We start from the raw sequence: 13,649 nt of genomic DNA on the forward strand, positions 1-13,649 counted from the left end.
TCGCTAAGGGCTGGCGACCGATTCGCCGGCTGACGATTTCGAAAGAGGTTCGCAATGGCCGCAAACGACACTTTATCCTTCCTCATGGCATGGGCGACCGCACCGCTCAAGGTCGCTTCCATAACGCCGTCCAGTTCCAGCCTGGCAACGCTGATGACAAGGGACCTCGGCCCCGAAACCGGGCCGGTGCTTGAGCTTGGAGCCGGTACCGGGCCGTTCACCCGTGCCATGCTGGCGCGCGGCGTCAAGGAAAGCGACATGACGCTGATCGAGTTCAACGCCGATTTCGCCCACCTGCTCCGGTGCCGCTTTCCCAAATCGCGCGTGCTGGAAATGGATGCGGCCGAACTGCGCCACCGTCCGCTCTACGAGGGCCCACTCGCCGGTGCCGCCATCAGCGGCCTGCCGTTCCTGGCGATCCCGCCGCGCCAGACGCTCGCCATCCTCGAAGGCATTTTTGCCAATCTCAGGCCCGACGGGGCAATGTATATGTTCACTTACGGCTTCCGGTGCCCTATTGATCAGCCGCTGCTCGACAGGCTCGATCTCGAAGTGGAGCGTGTTGGCCATACTTTCCGCAATCTGCCGCCGGCGGCTGTCTATCGGATCACCAGGATGAAGCCGGCAAAAAGTTACGACTGGCGCTTTGCATGATTCCATCGTTCCTGGGTTTCGGTCTGCTCGGCGCGGCATGTCTTGCCTTTACCGAAAAGGTCTCGCCGGTTCCCCCCTCGCATGTGCTGCTGCTGTTTCTCGGCATGACGGCAGCACCCGACGTGCCGATGCTTGTCGCGCTGATGTTTGCGACCACGCTCGGTTCGACCCTGGGTTCGATGATCTGGTACAAGGGCGGCAATTGGCTGGGGCCTGACCGCGCCGATGCCTTCGTCAAGCGTTTCGGCAAATATGTCTTCCTCAAGCACGCGACCTATCAAAAGCTGACGCACGCGTATCGCCGCAACAACTTCCGCGCTTCGTTGATCGCCCAGCTGGTGCCGGTGGCGCGCACCTATCTCGCGCTCGAAGCTGGCGTCTTGCGCCTTTCCTTCGCGCCGTTCGCGCTTGCCACCATGTGCGGCGCTTTTCTCTGGAACGCCGCCTTCCTGATCGGCGGCTATCTGATGCGCGACGGCGACCACGACCCGGTGACCATCGGTTTCCGCATCGTCGCCATCGTCGTCGTCGCCGAGATCGTCTTCATCCTGGCGCTGCGCCACAGCACCCGAGGGACAGCCGAAGACCATCCCTCGGGCAAAACGCAGCCTTAATCCTGGATCACCCGGTAGATGTTCCAGTAGGACGAGCCTGAAACAACCAGCGGCTCGAGCTGCTTGCCCCATTTGGCATGGGCGTCGATCTTGGAGATCTTGGCGAACATATCTTCCAGCTGAGCCAGGCTCTCCACCGTATGATTGACCTCGATGGTGGCTTCCTTGGCACCGACCGATCCGCTCAGGATCTGCATCGCCATCTTGTCGACACCGGCCTGCGGGCCGATCTCGCGTTCCCATTGGCGCAAAAGCTCGATTACGGCCTGCTTGTGCCCGAAGCGGGCCTCGATCTTCCAGCGTGCGACGAACATGGCTTCCTCCTTTTTTACGGGCGACCATTCGCCCGCATTCGATCATTCGTCCCAGGCCTGCACCACGGTCTGCCGCGCGATCTTGCCATCTTTGAGTTCGAGCATGGCGGCGCAGAAGACCTTGGTGCCGTCGGGGTAGGCGCAGGCTTGCGAGAATGCGAGGCTGTCGCCTTGCGCGATGGTGGTGTCGACGCGATGGCTCATCGCGCGGCTGCAAATATCGTCCCAGAAAGTGGTGATCGCCGCGCGGCCGCGGATTTCGCGCGGCTTGCTCGGCGGGTTGTTACGGTCGATGACACGCACCAGCGCGTCGTCGGCGTAGAAGCTGGACAGCATCTTGCCGTCGCGGCTTTCGATCGCCTTCTTGATCGAGGCACCAGTCACGGCTTCCTTGGTGGCAAGCATTTTATCCTCCTGTTGGCCGGCCCTTTGGGCGGCCCGATCTCGTTGCTGTTTTTCACTGCGACTTGGGCTTGGCCGCGGTCATCACCGTGTCGACCTCCTGTTTGAACTGGGGCAGGTCGACCTGCATGCCGTTCAGCACCGTCGACCAGTGCCGCACGATCGCCGACATCGCCACGGCCTCGCGGATTTCCTCGTCCGTCGCGCCATTGGCCTTTGCGGCTGCGGTATGGAAATAGATGCAGTACTGGCACGGTATCTGTGCAGCGACGGCGAGGCCGATAAGCTCCTTGGTCTTGCCGTTCAGCTCGGTCTTGGGATTGAGTTGCACGCTCTTGAACTCGGCCCATGCGCCGGCAACGCCGGACTCCGGAAAGGCCTTGAAGAAGCTCGGTACCGAACCGAGCGTGGCTTCGATGTCCTTGTAGGCTGCCGCAGCCGAGCTATCCTCGGCAAAGGCGTTCGTTGAGATGAACGCTGCCAGGCCGGCTATCGCCAGCGATGTGAATATTCCTGTTGCCTTGGTCATGTCTTCCTCCATCCGCAGGTCAGAGGCTTGTTTCAGCCTGCCTGCATGGGGAGAATTTGTAGTCCTTGGCGCTGCCCTTCCGCTTCGCCCGAAAGGGCCACACCGGCTATGGCCCGTCCGGGCCAGTCTGCCGTGCGGCAAACGCCGCCGCCGCCGCCCGCGAAGGCAGGTCGAGCTTCAGCAGGATGTTGGCGACATGGCGCTTGACCGTGTGTTCGCTGAGATTGAGCTCGGCTGCGATCGCCGCATTGCTCTTGCCGTCGGCGATCAGCGCCACGACCTCGTTCTCGCGCGCCGTCAGTGCCGATGGTTCGACAGCGATCACGCGGCTGCGGCAGGCCGGCTCGAGATGCTGTTCCGATGTCGCCTGCACCAATGCCAATGGCTCGTCGAGATCGTCGAGCGTTACCTTGCCGGAATCGGCAAAATGCAGGCCCGAGCCGGCGGCGAGATCGGCGACCAGCCGCGAGGCGAGGATGTCGCCGCGCCCGGCATGGTCGGCGATCTGTGCTGCGACGCGCATCGTGAGCCCCGATGGCGGGCCGCGCATCTCGATCTCGCCGACATGCACCCCTTGGGCGCTGGCGATGCCGATATCCTGGGCCGCTTCGCGCAGCGCCTGAGCGCAACGGACCGCGCGTGCCGGTCCATCAAAGCGCGAGACAAGTACTTCGCCATGCTCGTCTGCGATGCGGCCACCATGGCGGCCTACCAGCAGGCGCCAGGTCTCGTGGAAGCGCTGGCTGCGTTCGCTCCACATCCGGTCGCCCAGGCGTGCTGTATCGGAAATGCGCGTCACCAAAAGGGCGGCGAGCACACGCTCGGTGTCGGGCGGTGCATGGGTGCCGGTCAGGAACTCCTCGATCAGGTCGGCGACGTGGTTGACGTCGCCCGTCCAGATCGGATGGTCGCGTCCGGTGATCTCGGCGAGCCGCGCGCCTGGTATTTTCTGTGCGAGATAGCGACTGGCATCGGGATCGACCCGTGCGTCGTTGCGGCGATGGATCAGCAAGGTCGGTGCGCGAATACTGCCCAGCACGCCGCGCACGTCGATTTCGGCGTTCATCCGGGAAAGTGCCGCTGCCGCCGTCGGGCTTGCCGACAGCCGTTCGAAACGCGCCCACCAGGTGGCAAAACGTACATCGTCGAGCCGCCCCGGCGCGAAATTCTGAAGTGTCGCCCCGGTACCCCAGGACGTCTCGGCCGCTTCGATGAAAGCGTCCAGCCGTTCGGGGCTCATCACCCATTTGTGGAAATGCGCGTAGCCGCCGTAAAGCACCAGCGATCGCGTCCTCTCAGGATAGGTCGCGGCAAACAGGATCGCCATCGGCGCGCCTTCCGAGGCGCCAAGGATCGCCGCCCGACTGGAGCCCGCGGCATCCATCACCGCGCGCACGTCATCCATGCGCATTTCGAGGCTCGGCAGCGCATGCGTATCGACGCGGTCGGAAAGCCCGGTGCCGCGCTTGTCGAACAGGATCAGGCGGGAAAAGGCTGACAGGCGCGAAAGCAGCCGGCTGTAGCCCTCGTCTTCCCAGTGCAGGTCGAGATTGGAAATGAAGCCGGGAACGAAGACGAGGTCAGTGGACCCTGGCCAACCACCTGATAGGCGATCCGCACGTCACCACTACGGGCATATCGGGTCGCGATCGGCCTCATCGGAGCCATCCCGTCGGCATAAACCATTAGGGATTGCTAACATAGCAGATGTTTGGTCGAGAGGAACGGCCTGTTCCGCAGGCCTCGATGCAGTCAGGCGGCGTCCTGCCTGGGACGCCTGATCGTGGCCGCCGCTTCGATCACCAGCGGCTTCATGCCCTTGCCGCCTTCGTCGAACATCTCGAAGAACTGGCGGCGCATGCGCGGATCCCAGAACTTGTTGATGTGTTCGGCAACGCCCGCGACACCTTCGTCATGCGGCTTGGATTCAAAGAAGGTGGCGATCTGGTTCGCCATGTAGACGAGCTTTTCCTTCGTCCCCATCTTGTGCTCTTCATGCGACATTTTTGGCGGCTCCGGTACTCACGCGGTCTGGATGGGTAAAGATGTCGAAATCGTCGCCGCGCACAAGTGCGACGAGCGTCATGCCGGCCTGTTCGGCGGTGCGGATGGCAAGGGCCGTGGGGGCTGAGACGGCGATGATGAAGGGCGCGCCGATGGCGGCCGTCTTCTGAACCATTTCCACCGACACGCGGCTGGTCACCACCACGGCACCCGATCCGCCCGAAATGCCGGCCTTGTCGAGCGCGCCGGCGAGCTTGTCGAGCGCGTTGTGACGGCCGACATCCTCGCGTGCGGCGACAATGCCCTTGCCGGGCACGTAAAAGCCCGCGGCATGAACCGCGCCGGTTTCCGCATGCAGCGGCTGCGCCTTGGACAACAGCTTCACCGCCTGCACGATGTCGTCGGCCGAAAGCCTGAGCGTCGGCGTGTGTACGTCGTCGACCGAGCGCATCGCTTCTTCGATGGATTCGATGCCGCACAGCCCGCAGCCGACGGGGCCGGCGAGGCGGCGACGGCGCAACTCGAAGCGTTTGTTGGCCTTGTCCTTGAGCCTGATCTGGATATCGATGCCGGCTTCGACATCAAGCACCTCGATCGACTCGATTTCTTCAACTGAGCCGATGATGCCTTCGGTCAGCGAGAAGCCAAGCGCGAAATCCTCGAAATCCGCCGGGCTCGCCATCATCACCGCATGCGTGGTGCCGCCATAAGACAAGGCGATCGGCGTCTCTTCCGGCACCATGCGGTTGGCGATTGTCGTGCCGCTCGCCCGGCGGGCGAGGCGGCTTGTCTGGCTGATGGCGGGGCGGTCCGTCACCTCTAGGCTACTCCGCCGCTTCCAGCTGGCCGGCGATGCGGCGGCTCTGCTGCGCTTGCTCGGTATATTCCTTCTGCCATTCCGACGGCCCGTTGGACGCGCCGACCTGAACCGCCGTCACCTTGTATTCCGGACAGTTGGTCGCCCAGTCGGAGAAATCGGTGGTGATGACGTTGGCCTGCGTGTCGGGGTGGTGGAAGGTGGTGTAGACCACGCCAGGCGACACACGATCGGTGATCTGTGCCCTGAGGGTCGTCTCGCCGGCGCGGCTCTGCAGCCGCACCCAGTCGCCATCGCGCAGACCACGCAATTCGGCGTCGTGCGGGTGGATTTCCAGCAAATCCTCCGCATGCCAGGCGACGTTTTCGGTGCGCCTGGTCTGCGCGCCGACATTGTACTGGCTGAGGATGCGGCCGGTGGTGAGCAGCAGCGGGAAGCGCGGACCGGTCTTTTCGTCCGTCGCCACATATTCGGTGCGGATGAACTTGCCCTTGCCGCGCACGAAGCCGTCTATGTGCATGATCGGGGTGCCCTCAGGCGCCTTGTCGTTGCACGGCCACTGCACCGAGCCCATCTTTTCCAGGAACTCGTAGGAGACGTTGGCGAAGCTCGGCGTCGTCTTGGCCACTTCGTCCATGATCTCGGAAGGGTGCTGGTAATTCCAGTTCAGCCCCATCGCCTGGGCGAGCTTCTGCGTCACTTCCCAGTCGGCATAGCCGTTCTTCGGTGCCATCACCTTGCGCACGCGGTTGATGCGGCGCTCGGCATTGGTGAAGGTGCCGTCCTTCTCGAGGAAGGTCGAGCCTGGCAGGAACACATGCGCGTAGTTCGCCGTCTCGTTGAGGAACAGGTCCTGCACGACGACGCATTCCATGGCAGCGAGGCCAGCCGAGACATGCTTGGTGTCGGGGTCCGACTGCAGGATGTCCTCGCCCTGGATGTAGATGCCCTTGAACGTGCCGTCGACGGCGGCATCCAGCATGTTGGGGATGCGCAGGCCCGGCTCGTCGTCGAGCTTCACGCCCCACAGGCTGTCGTAGATTTCGCGCACCGCATCGCCCGAAATGTGGCGATAGCCCGGCAGTTCGTGCGGGAACGAGCCCATGTCGCAGGCGCCCTGCACATTGTTTTGGCCACGCAGCGGGTTCACGCCAACGCCCTTGCGGCCGATATTGCCGGTCAGCATGGCGAGGTTGGCGATGCCGATGACCGTGGTCGAGCCCTGGCTGTGCTCGGTCACGCCGAGGCCGTAGTAGATCGCGCCATTGCCGCCGGTAGCGTAGAGGCGGGCTGCACCGCGGATCGTCTCCGCCGGAACGCCCGACAGCTTTTCCGCTGCCTCAGGGCCGTACTGCGGGTCCGAGACGAACTCGGCATAGTCCTGGAATTCCGACCAGTCGCAGCGCTCGCGGATGAACTTCTCGTTGAACAGGCCTTCAGTCACGATGACATGCGCCATCGCGGTGACCACGGCGACGTTCGTGCCCGGCTTCAGCGCCAGGTGATGCTCGGCCTGGATATGCGCCGACTTCACCATCTCGGTGCGGCGCGGATCGATGACGATCAGCTTGGCGCCGGCGCGCAGCCGCTTCTTCAGCCGCGATGCGAACACCGGGTGGGCCGAGGCAGGGTTGGCGCCGATGATCAGCGCGACGTCGGTGTGCTCGACCGAGTCGAAGTCCTGCGTGCCGGCCGAGGTGCCGTAGGTCTGGCCGAGACCGTAGCCGGTCGGCGAATGGCAGACGCGAGCGCAGGTGTCGACGTTGTTGTTGCCGAAGCCCTGGCGGATCAGCTTCTGGACGAGGAAGGTTTCTTCATTCGTGCAGCGCGAAGAGGTGATACCGCCGACGGCACCGCGACCATACTGATACTGGATGCGGCGGAATTCCTTGGCCGTGTACTCGAGTGCTTCTTCCCACGACACTTCGCGCCAGGGATCGGCGATGTTCTCGCGGATCATCGGGTTGAGGATGCGCTCCTTGTGGGTGGCATAGCCATAGGCGAAGCGGCCCTTGACGCAGGAGTGGCCGCGATTGGCCTTGCCGTCCTTCCACGGCACCATGCGCACCAGCTCGTCGCCGCGCATCTCCGCCTTGAACGAGCAGCCGACCCCGCAATAAGCGCAGGTGGTGACCACCGAATGCTCGGGCTGGCCGATCTGGATGACCGACTTTTCCGTCAGCGTCGCGGTCGGGCAGGCCTGCACGCAGGCGCCGCAGGAGACGCACTCGCTGTCGAGGAACAGTTCATGCGCGCCCGGCGAAACGCGGCTGCCGAAGCCACGGCCTTCGATCGTCAGCGCGAAGGTGCCTTGCACCTCTTCGCAGGCCCGCACACAGCGCGAGCAAACGATGCACTTGGACGGATCGTAGGTGAAATAGGGGTTGGACTCGTCCTTGGCCATCCACTTGAAGTTTTCGACGCCGTCGTTCTTGGCGCGAACGTGGTTGTCGCCTTCATAGCCGTAGCGGACGTCGCGCAGGCCCACTGCACCGGCCATGTCCTGCAATTCGCAGTCGCCATTGGCAGCGCAAGTCAGGCAGTCGAGCGGGTGATCGGAGATGTAGAGCTCCATCACGCCCTTGCGGATGTCCTTGAGACGGCCGGTCTGGGTGCGGACCACCATTCCAGGCGCAACAGGCGTCGTGCAGGAAGACGGCGTGCCGTTGCGGCCCTCGATCTCCACCAGGCAGAGCCGGCAGGAGCCGAAGGCGTCGACCATGTCGGTGGCGCAGAGTTTTGGTATGGCAATACCCGCATCCATCGATGCGCGCATGATCGAGGTGCCTTCCGGCACCGTGACCGTGAAGCCGTCGACGGTCAGCGTGACCTGCTTTTCGGAAGTGGAGGCGGGGGTGCCGAAATCGATTTCGTGAATGAGACCCATGATGCCGTCTCCTATTCCGCTGCCTGAGCGACCGCTGCCGGCCGGAAATCTTCGGGGAAATGGTTGATGGCGCTCATCACCGGATAAGGTGTGAAGCCGCCGAGAGCGCAAAGCGAACCGAATTTCATCGTGTTGCAGAGGTCGGTCACCAGCGCGAGCTGCTTTTCCGGCTCGATGTTCTGCTTGAGCTTGTCGAGTGTTTCGACACCACGCGTCGAGCCGATGCGGCAGGGCGTGCACTTGCCGCAGCTTTCGATGGCGCAGAATTCCATGGCAAAGCGCGCCTGCTTCAGCATATCGGCGCTGTCGTCGAACACGGTGATGCCGGCATGGCCGATCAGGCCGTCCTTGGCGGCGAACGCCTCATAGTCGAACGGCGTGTCGAACAAAGCGCGCGGGAAATAGGCACCGAGCGGGCCACCCACCTGCACCGCCTTGACCGGGCGGCCGGTTGCCGTGCCGCCGCCGATCTCGTCGACGATCTCGCCAAGCGTCAGGCCGAAGGCGACTTCGAAAAGGCCGCCATGCTTGACGTTACCGGCGATCTGGATCGGGATGGTGCCGCGCGAGCGGCCCATGCCGAAGTCCTTGTAGTACTGCGCGCCCTTGTCCATGACGATCGGCACGGAGGCGAGCGAGATGACGTTGTTGATGACGGTCGGCTTGCCGAACAAGCCCTGGATCGCTGGCAGCGGCGGCTTGGCGCGAACCACACCGCGCTTGCCTTCGAGGCTGTTGAGCAGCGAGGTTTCTTCGCCGCAGACATAAGCGCCTGCGCCCGAGCGGATCTCGATGTCGAAGCCTTGGGCAGCACCGAGCACGCTCTTGCCGAGCACGCCTGCGCTTCGGGCGACCTTCACGGCCTTTTCCATTACCGCAATCGCATGCGGATATTCGGAGCGGATATAGACGTAGCCCTTGGTGGCGTGGGTCGCCAGGCCGGCAATCGCCATGCCCTCGATCAGCACGAAGGGATCGCCTTCCATGATCATGCGGTCGGCGAAGGTCGCCGAGTCGCCTTCGTCGGCGTTGCAGACGATGTATTTTTGCTCGCCCGGCGTATCGAGAACCGTCTTCCACTTGATACCGGTCGGGAAGCCCGCGCCGCCACGGCCGCGCAGGCCGGACTCGGTCACCTGCTTGACGATGTCTGCGGGTGCCATTGCAACGGCGTTGCGCAGGCCGACCAGGCCGCCATGGGCTTCGTAGTCTTCCAGCGACACCGGATCGGTGATGCCGCAACGGGCAAAGGTCAGCCGAGTCTGCTTGGCGACGAATGGCAGTTTTTCCGGATCGCCGAGCGAAAGCTTGTGCGCGCCGCCGGTGACGAAACCTGCGTCGAACAACGACGCCACGTCCTTGGCCGAGACCGGACCGTAGGCAACGCGGCCAGCGTCCGTGACGACTTCGACCATCGGCTCGAGCCAGTACAGGCCGCGTGAACCATTGCGCACGATCTTGGCGTCGATGCCGCGCTCAGAGGCCTCTTTGGCGACAGCCTTGGCGACCTTTTCGGCACCGAGCGAAAGGGCGCCGGAGTCGCCGGGAACGTAGATCGTCACGCTCATGAGCGTACCTCCTCGACGATTTCATCGATCTTGTCGGCGTCGAGCCGGCCAATCACTTCACCGTCGAGCATGGCGGCAGGAGCGCAGGCGCAGAGGCCGAGGCAATAGATCGGCTCCAGGGTTACCGCGCCGTCCTTGGTCGTCTCGTGAAAGCCAATGCCGAGCTTCTGCTTGATCTGGGCGGCAACCGCGTCGCTGCCCATCGACTGGCAGGCTTCTGCCTGACAGACCTTGAGCACATGGCGGCCAGCCGGGTGATGGCGGAAATCGTGGTAGAAGGTGAAGACGCCGTGCACTTCGGCACGCGACAGGTTCAGCGCTTCGGCGATGATCGGCAGGGTTTCCTGCGGAACGTAGCCAAACTCCTCCTGGACACCGTGAAGTATCGGGATCAGCGGACCCTCGAGGTTCTTCAATTCGCTGATCACCGCAGCGGTTCTCGCTGCGAGTTCGGTACTTGCAGGCTGCAAAACCATGCAGCGCCCTCCCTGACACTGGCGCCCACTTAGGCGCATTCCGTCTATTGAACCCGATATCCAACCCCGGAATCAATAAAGCTGTTTCGTCACATGATAAAAATTTTCTATCGAGTGGACGATGGAGGGTAGTTGTAGCTCAGGCCTTGCGACGGAAATCGCCCGCCAGCGCCATGGCTTCGTCAAGCAGCGCCTTGACCAGCGGCGTATGCGGCTCGCGCGGCGCCGCCACCAGCCCGACGCTGTGGCTTGCATCAGGTTCGACGATCGGAATCGCCCGGATCGGTTCGGCGAACCCGAACGTCTCGGCGAGGTTGAGCGGCATGATCGAGGACCATTTGCCGGTCCGGATGTGGGAGAACAGCACGATCATCGAATTCGATTCGAGTGTCGGGCGCACCTGCACGCCGGCTTCGGCGAGATGCTGGTCGATGATGCGCCGGTTCTGCATGTCGGGGGTGAGCAGGCACAGCGGCAAGGTGCTCACTTCCTCCCACGTCACCTTGTCGCGCTCGGAATACTCGTTCCCCGCAGCCGTGATCAGCTGGTAGCGCTCGGCATAGAGCGGCACCGAGGTGACGCGGCCGAGTGGTTCGTTGTCGAGATAGGTGATGCCCGCGTCGATCTCGAAACTGCCGAGCAGCGACAGGATCTCGATCGAGGTTCGCGACAGGATCGAAAAGGTGACGCCTGGATGCTTTTCGCGCATCGGCGTGGTCAGCTTGGGCACCATGGCAAGCGCGGTCGGCACGGCGGCGATGCGGATGCGGCCCGACAGGCCGTGGCGGGCGGCACGCATCTCGTCGCGCATGGCGCGCGTATCGCCGACGATGCGCCGCGCCCAGTCCAGCACCTGCCGACCCTCTGGCGTCAGGCCTTGGAAACGCGAGCCGCGCTGCACCAGCATCACGCCCAAAATGTCCTCGAGCTGCTTGATGCCGGCCGACAGCGTCGGTTGCGTGACGCCGCATTGCTCGGCGGCGCGTCCGAAATGTTGCTCCCTTGCGAGTGCGATGAAGAATTCCAGCTTATCGATCATGCCGACAAGCTATCTGCAGCCGATGTCTTGCGCCAGACTGGTTACGCACCAGTCGTTTCCCTTGTCTGAGCGGCGCGTGGCATCGTCGCGGCCGGTGGTTCCTGTCGGATGTCGGCATTTCGACTTGTTCATCGACGTCACGGCATGGATTCCCGACATTCTCCGCTCGTTTCACTCGCTCGCGAGGTCGGGAATGACGGATTGCAGGGAACGCTTCCGCAAATCTCCAACCTCGTGCTCCAACTTCGGCGATTGACGGCAACGGCAAATGAAATGCGTCATTCCCGACCTCGTGAGCGAGTGAAACGAGCGGAGAGTGTCGGGAATCCATGCCGCGACAGATATGAAGCAAGGATCAGACAAGAACTGGCTGGCCAGCCGGGGCAACTTCCCGGCAAGCCAGCTCCGGAGTTGCGGGAACGCAACTTCTACTGATTGATCAGGTTTAGGATGTTGCCGTCGGGATCCTTGAACCAGGCGACCTTTATATCGCCGAAGACATGGACGTCGCCTTCGAGGCGGGTATCCGGCAGGTCGTAATGCTCGAAGCTCACGCCCTTTGTCTTGAGTTCCTTGACCATGCTGTCGATCTTGTCGCCGACGTTCCAGGTGACGGCTGTCGCCTTGTTGGTGCCGGCATAGTCCGAGCGATAGACGTTGATCACCGTGTCGCCGCTCTTCAGCACCGACACGTCCTCGCCCATATGGTCGACTTCCCTCAGGCCAAGCGTGCGCTCGTAAAAGGCCTTGGCGCGGGCGATATCCCTGACTGCGAGATTGGCAACGGCGTTGGTTTGACCAAGCATGACGTTCTCCTTTGTGTCGTCCCCGCATTCCGATCAAGAGATGGGCCGCCCCATCCGGGCGGCAGGGTTTTGCAAGCGGAAGTTCTTAAGAGCTGACCAGGCGTTTTTGTTCGGCAATGGCCTTGAGATTGGCGAGGCCCTGTTCGAAATCCTTGCCGATCATGACGTCGAAATTCATGAACACCTGCATGACCTTGGACATGAACGGAGACGGCCCGCGCATCGCCCAGGTCACACGGCTCGAGCCGCCTTTCGGCTCGATGGTGAATTCGGCGACGTTGTGCGCCTCGAACGGCTGCATGAAATCGAGCTTGATCACCACCTTGTTCGGCCGGGTTGCATCGGTGATTTCCATCCGGCCGGTGCCGACGTCTTTGTTGCCGGCCCATTCATAGACCGCGCCCCGACCGGCCTCGGCGCCGCTCAGCGTGCGCGTCATGTCGGGGTCCTTGCCCTCATAAGGCGACCACTCCCGCCATTTGCGGAAGTCGTTGAGCAAAGGAAAGATCGCTTCGGGTGCGGCATCGACGTCTGCCGTGCGCCGCACCGTGAAGCTGGCCGGCTTGGTCGCGGCGATCGCCAGGATGGCAAGGACAGCGAGAACGATCACACCGAGGATGATGGCAAGGATCTGCATTGTCGTCTCCGTGGATATGGTTGCGTTCAGCGGCGAAACGGGATCAGCGCCCGCAGCCGCTCATCGCGCAAATAGAGCCCGCCCCAAGCCATCAGCCCGAGATAGACGCCGAACAAAGTGTGCGAAATCAGCGGATTGCCGATGCGCAGGTGAATGGCGATGGCGCCGCCGAGATAGCCGGTCAAAAGGATCGCGCCGAGGATCGCCGTCCGCGGCCAGCCGTAGAGTGCCGTGCACACAAGCGTCAGCACACCGAGTGTTCGCGCCATCTCCGGCGGAAAGCCAAGTGCCGCGGTGGTGTCGATCACCACTTGCAACGGCACGAGCTTGATCACCGCGTCGAAGACAAGGAAAGCGATCAGGGCGCCGCTGAGGACACGTCCGGTCCATAGGGCAGGGCTGGAAATTGTTGGCGTTTCAAGTGCCGAATGCATGGTCTGGTTCCCTCATGATGCCGATCGTTTGAATTATTCGCCGGCGTTGCCGCTGCTGATCATCCAGGGCGTGCCGAACTTGTCTTTCAACATGCCGAAACCCTTGGCCCAGAAGGTCGGGCTGAACGGCATGTTGACGGTGCCGCCATCGGCCAGAGCATTGAAGACGCGTTCGGCCTTGGTGAGGTCGCCCATGTCGACCGACACCGAAAAGCCCGACATTTCCGTGCGGTACTGGGGTGGTGAGTCCGAGGCCATCAGCATCTGGTCGCCGATGACGAGTTGAGCGTTGATGATCTTGTCTTGCCACTCCTCGGAGACATCCTTGGTGGCGGGTGTTTCGCGATGGGTGAGCATGCCTGTGATCTTGCCGTCGAAGACCTTGGCGTAGAATTCGAAAGCCTCGCGGGTGTCGCCATTGAAGAAGAGGTAGTTGACGAATTTCATGTCAGTTCTCCCTGGATGTTT

General features: G+C 62.8%; 16 protein-coding genes. 2 read left to right on the forward strand and 14 right to left on the reverse strand.

The annotated features are described in order from the left end of the window. Nucleotides 1-54 precede the first annotated feature (54 nt). Nucleotides 55-654 carry a class I SAM-dependent methyltransferase gene (locus tag AC1DLV_RS02310; protein ID WP_476799680.1) on the forward strand — a complete coding sequence of 200 codons (600 nt, stop codon included), beginning with the start codon at nt 55-57 and terminating at the stop codon, nt 652-654. Beyond that, the gene (locus AC1DLV_RS02315; protein ID WP_476799679.1) at nt 651-1,268 is read left to right on the forward strand and encodes a DedA family protein; all 618 of its coding nucleotides are present in this window, start codon (nt 651-653) and stop codon (nt 1,266-1,268) included. Before AC1DLV_RS02310 ends, AC1DLV_RS02315 begins: the two co-directional genes overlap by 4 nt. Here AC1DLV_RS02315 and AC1DLV_RS02320 read toward each other — a convergent pair. From AC1DLV_RS02320 to AC1DLV_RS02385, 14 genes are all read right to left on the reverse strand, one after another. Next, entirely contained in the window at nt 1,265-1,582 is a 318-nt protein-coding gene (locus AC1DLV_RS02320) for a hypothetical protein (protein ID WP_476799678.1), read from the reverse strand. The two genes, AC1DLV_RS02315 and AC1DLV_RS02320, sit on opposite strands and share 4 nt — an antisense overlap. 42 nt (nt 1,583-1,624) lie before the next feature. Beyond that, entirely contained in the window at nt 1,625-1,987 is a 363-nt protein-coding gene (locus tag AC1DLV_RS02325) for a nuclear transport factor 2 family protein (RefSeq protein ID WP_476782735.1), read from the reverse strand. Between the two features lie 52 nt (nt 1,988-2,039). Then, complete coding sequence (locus AC1DLV_RS02330; RefSeq protein ID WP_476799677.1) at nt 2,040-2,513, reverse strand: carboxymuconolactone decarboxylase family protein; 474 nt, start codon at nt 2,511-2,513, stop codon at nt 2,040-2,042. A gap of 106 nt (nt 2,514-2,619) precedes the next feature. Next, nucleotides 2,620-4,071, reverse strand: coding sequence for an alpha/beta fold hydrolase (locus AC1DLV_RS02335; RefSeq protein WP_476836118.1), 1,452 nt, complete (start codon nt 4,069-4,071; stop codon nt 2,620-2,622). Between the two features lie 194 nt (nt 4,072-4,265). Continuing rightward, on the reverse strand, nt 4,266-4,517 hold the full coding sequence (locus AC1DLV_RS02340; protein WP_476799676.1) for a formate dehydrogenase subunit delta: 252 nt from the start codon (nt 4,515-4,517) through the stop codon (nt 4,266-4,268). Next, the gene (gene fdhD / locus AC1DLV_RS02345) at nt 4,507-5,334 is read right to left on the reverse strand and encodes a formate dehydrogenase accessory sulfurtransferase FdhD (protein ID WP_476799675.1); all 828 of its coding nucleotides are present in this window, start codon (nt 5,332-5,334) and stop codon (nt 4,507-4,509) included. The genes AC1DLV_RS02340 and fdhD overlap by 11 nt, the downstream gene beginning before the upstream one ends. A gap of 7 nt (nt 5,335-5,341) precedes the next feature. After that, a complete protein-coding gene (gene fdhF, locus AC1DLV_RS02350) occupies nt 5,342-8,221 on the reverse strand; it encodes a formate dehydrogenase subunit alpha (protein WP_476799674.1) in 2,880 nt (959 codons plus the stop codon). Nucleotides 8,222-8,232: 11 nt separating this feature from the next. Then, nucleotides 8,233-9,789 carry a formate dehydrogenase beta subunit gene (locus AC1DLV_RS02355; protein WP_476799673.1) on the reverse strand — a complete coding sequence of 519 codons (1,557 nt, stop codon included), beginning with the start codon at nt 9,787-9,789 and terminating at the stop codon, nt 8,233-8,235. After that, nucleotides 9,786-10,265, reverse strand: a complete 480-nt coding sequence (locus AC1DLV_RS02360) for a formate dehydrogenase subunit gamma (protein WP_476799672.1) — start codon at nt 10,263-10,265, stop codon at nt 9,786-9,788. Before AC1DLV_RS02360 ends, AC1DLV_RS02355 begins: the two co-directional genes overlap by 4 nt. Before the next feature lie 139 nt (nt 10,266-10,404). Continuing rightward, the gene (locus tag AC1DLV_RS02365; protein WP_476799671.1) at nt 10,405-11,304 is read right to left on the reverse strand and encodes a LysR family transcriptional regulator; all 900 of its coding nucleotides are present in this window, start codon (nt 11,302-11,304) and stop codon (nt 10,405-10,407) included. A 428-nt stretch (nt 11,305-11,732) separates the two neighbouring features. Next, nucleotides 11,733-12,110 (reverse strand): VOC family protein, encoded by a 378-nt coding sequence (locus AC1DLV_RS02370; protein WP_476799670.1) that lies wholly within the window; start codon nt 12,108-12,110, stop codon nt 11,733-11,735. Between the two features lie 85 nt (nt 12,111-12,195). Beyond that, entirely contained in the window at nt 12,196-12,747 is a 552-nt protein-coding gene (locus AC1DLV_RS02375; RefSeq protein ID WP_476799669.1) for an SRPBCC family protein, read from the reverse strand. A 26-nt stretch (nt 12,748-12,773) separates the two neighbouring features. Next, nucleotides 12,774-13,181, reverse strand: coding sequence for a DoxX family protein (locus AC1DLV_RS02380; protein ID WP_476799668.1), 408 nt, complete (start codon nt 13,179-13,181; stop codon nt 12,774-12,776). Nucleotides 13,182-13,214: 33 nt separating this feature from the next. Further along, the gene (locus AC1DLV_RS02385; protein ID WP_476799667.1) at nt 13,215-13,628 is read right to left on the reverse strand and encodes a VOC family protein; all 414 of its coding nucleotides are present in this window, start codon (nt 13,626-13,628) and stop codon (nt 13,215-13,217) included. Nucleotides 13,629-13,649: the final 21 nt, after the last annotated feature.

This window comes from Aminobacter sp. 01T433 (assembly GCF_056398585.1).

What these genes read in the sequence shown, in the direction of transcription:
- AC1DLV_RS02320 (WP_476799678.1), bottom strand. Translation starts at nt 1,582, where the DNA reads ATGTTCGTCGCACGCTGGAAGATCGAGGCCCGCTTCGGGCACAAGCAG.
- AC1DLV_RS02360 (WP_476799672.1), bottom strand. Translation starts at nt 10,265, where the DNA reads ATGGTTTTGCAGCCTGCAAGTACCGAACTCGCAGCGAGAACCGCTGCG.
- AC1DLV_RS02330 (WP_476799677.1), bottom strand. Translation starts at nt 2,513, where the DNA reads ATGACCAAGGCAACAGGAATATTCACATCGCTGGCGATAGCCGGCCTG.
- AC1DLV_RS02365 (WP_476799671.1), bottom strand. Translation starts at nt 11,304, where the DNA reads ATGATCGATAAGCTGGAATTCTTCATCGCACTCGCAAGGGAGCAACAT.
- AC1DLV_RS02385 (WP_476799667.1), bottom strand. Translation starts at nt 13,628, where the DNA reads ATGAAATTCGTCAACTACCTCTTCTTCAATGGCGACACCCGCGAGGCT.
- AC1DLV_RS02370 (WP_476799670.1), bottom strand. Translation starts at nt 12,110, where the DNA reads ATGCTTGGTCAAACCAACGCCGTTGCCAATCTCGCAGTCAGGGATATC.
- AC1DLV_RS02380 (WP_476799668.1), bottom strand. Translation starts at nt 13,181, where the DNA reads ATGCATTCGGCACTTGAAACGCCAACAATTTCCAGCCCTGCCCTATGG.
- AC1DLV_RS02355 (WP_476799673.1), bottom strand. Translation starts at nt 9,789, where the DNA reads ATGAGCGTGACGATCTACGTTCCCGGCGACTCCGGCGCCCTTTCGCTC.
- AC1DLV_RS02375 (WP_476799669.1), bottom strand. Translation starts at nt 12,747, where the DNA reads ATGCAGATCCTTGCCATCATCCTCGGTGTGATCGTTCTCGCTGTCCTT.
- AC1DLV_RS02315 (WP_476799679.1), top strand. Translation starts at nt 651, where the DNA reads ATGATTCCATCGTTCCTGGGTTTCGGTCTGCTCGGCGCGGCATGTCTT.
- AC1DLV_RS02340 (WP_476799676.1), bottom strand. Translation starts at nt 4,517, where the DNA reads ATGTCGCATGAAGAGCACAAGATGGGGACGAAGGAAAAGCTCGTCTAC.
- AC1DLV_RS02325 (WP_476782735.1), bottom strand. Translation starts at nt 1,987, where the DNA reads ATGCTTGCCACCAAGGAAGCCGTGACTGGTGCCTCGATCAAGAAGGCG.
- AC1DLV_RS02310 (WP_476799680.1), top strand. Translation starts at nt 55, where the DNA reads ATGGCCGCAAACGACACTTTATCCTTCCTCATGGCATGGGCGACCGCA.
- fdhF (WP_476799674.1), bottom strand. Translation starts at nt 8,221, where the DNA reads ATGGGTCTCATTCACGAAATCGATTTCGGCACCCCCGCCTCCACTTCC.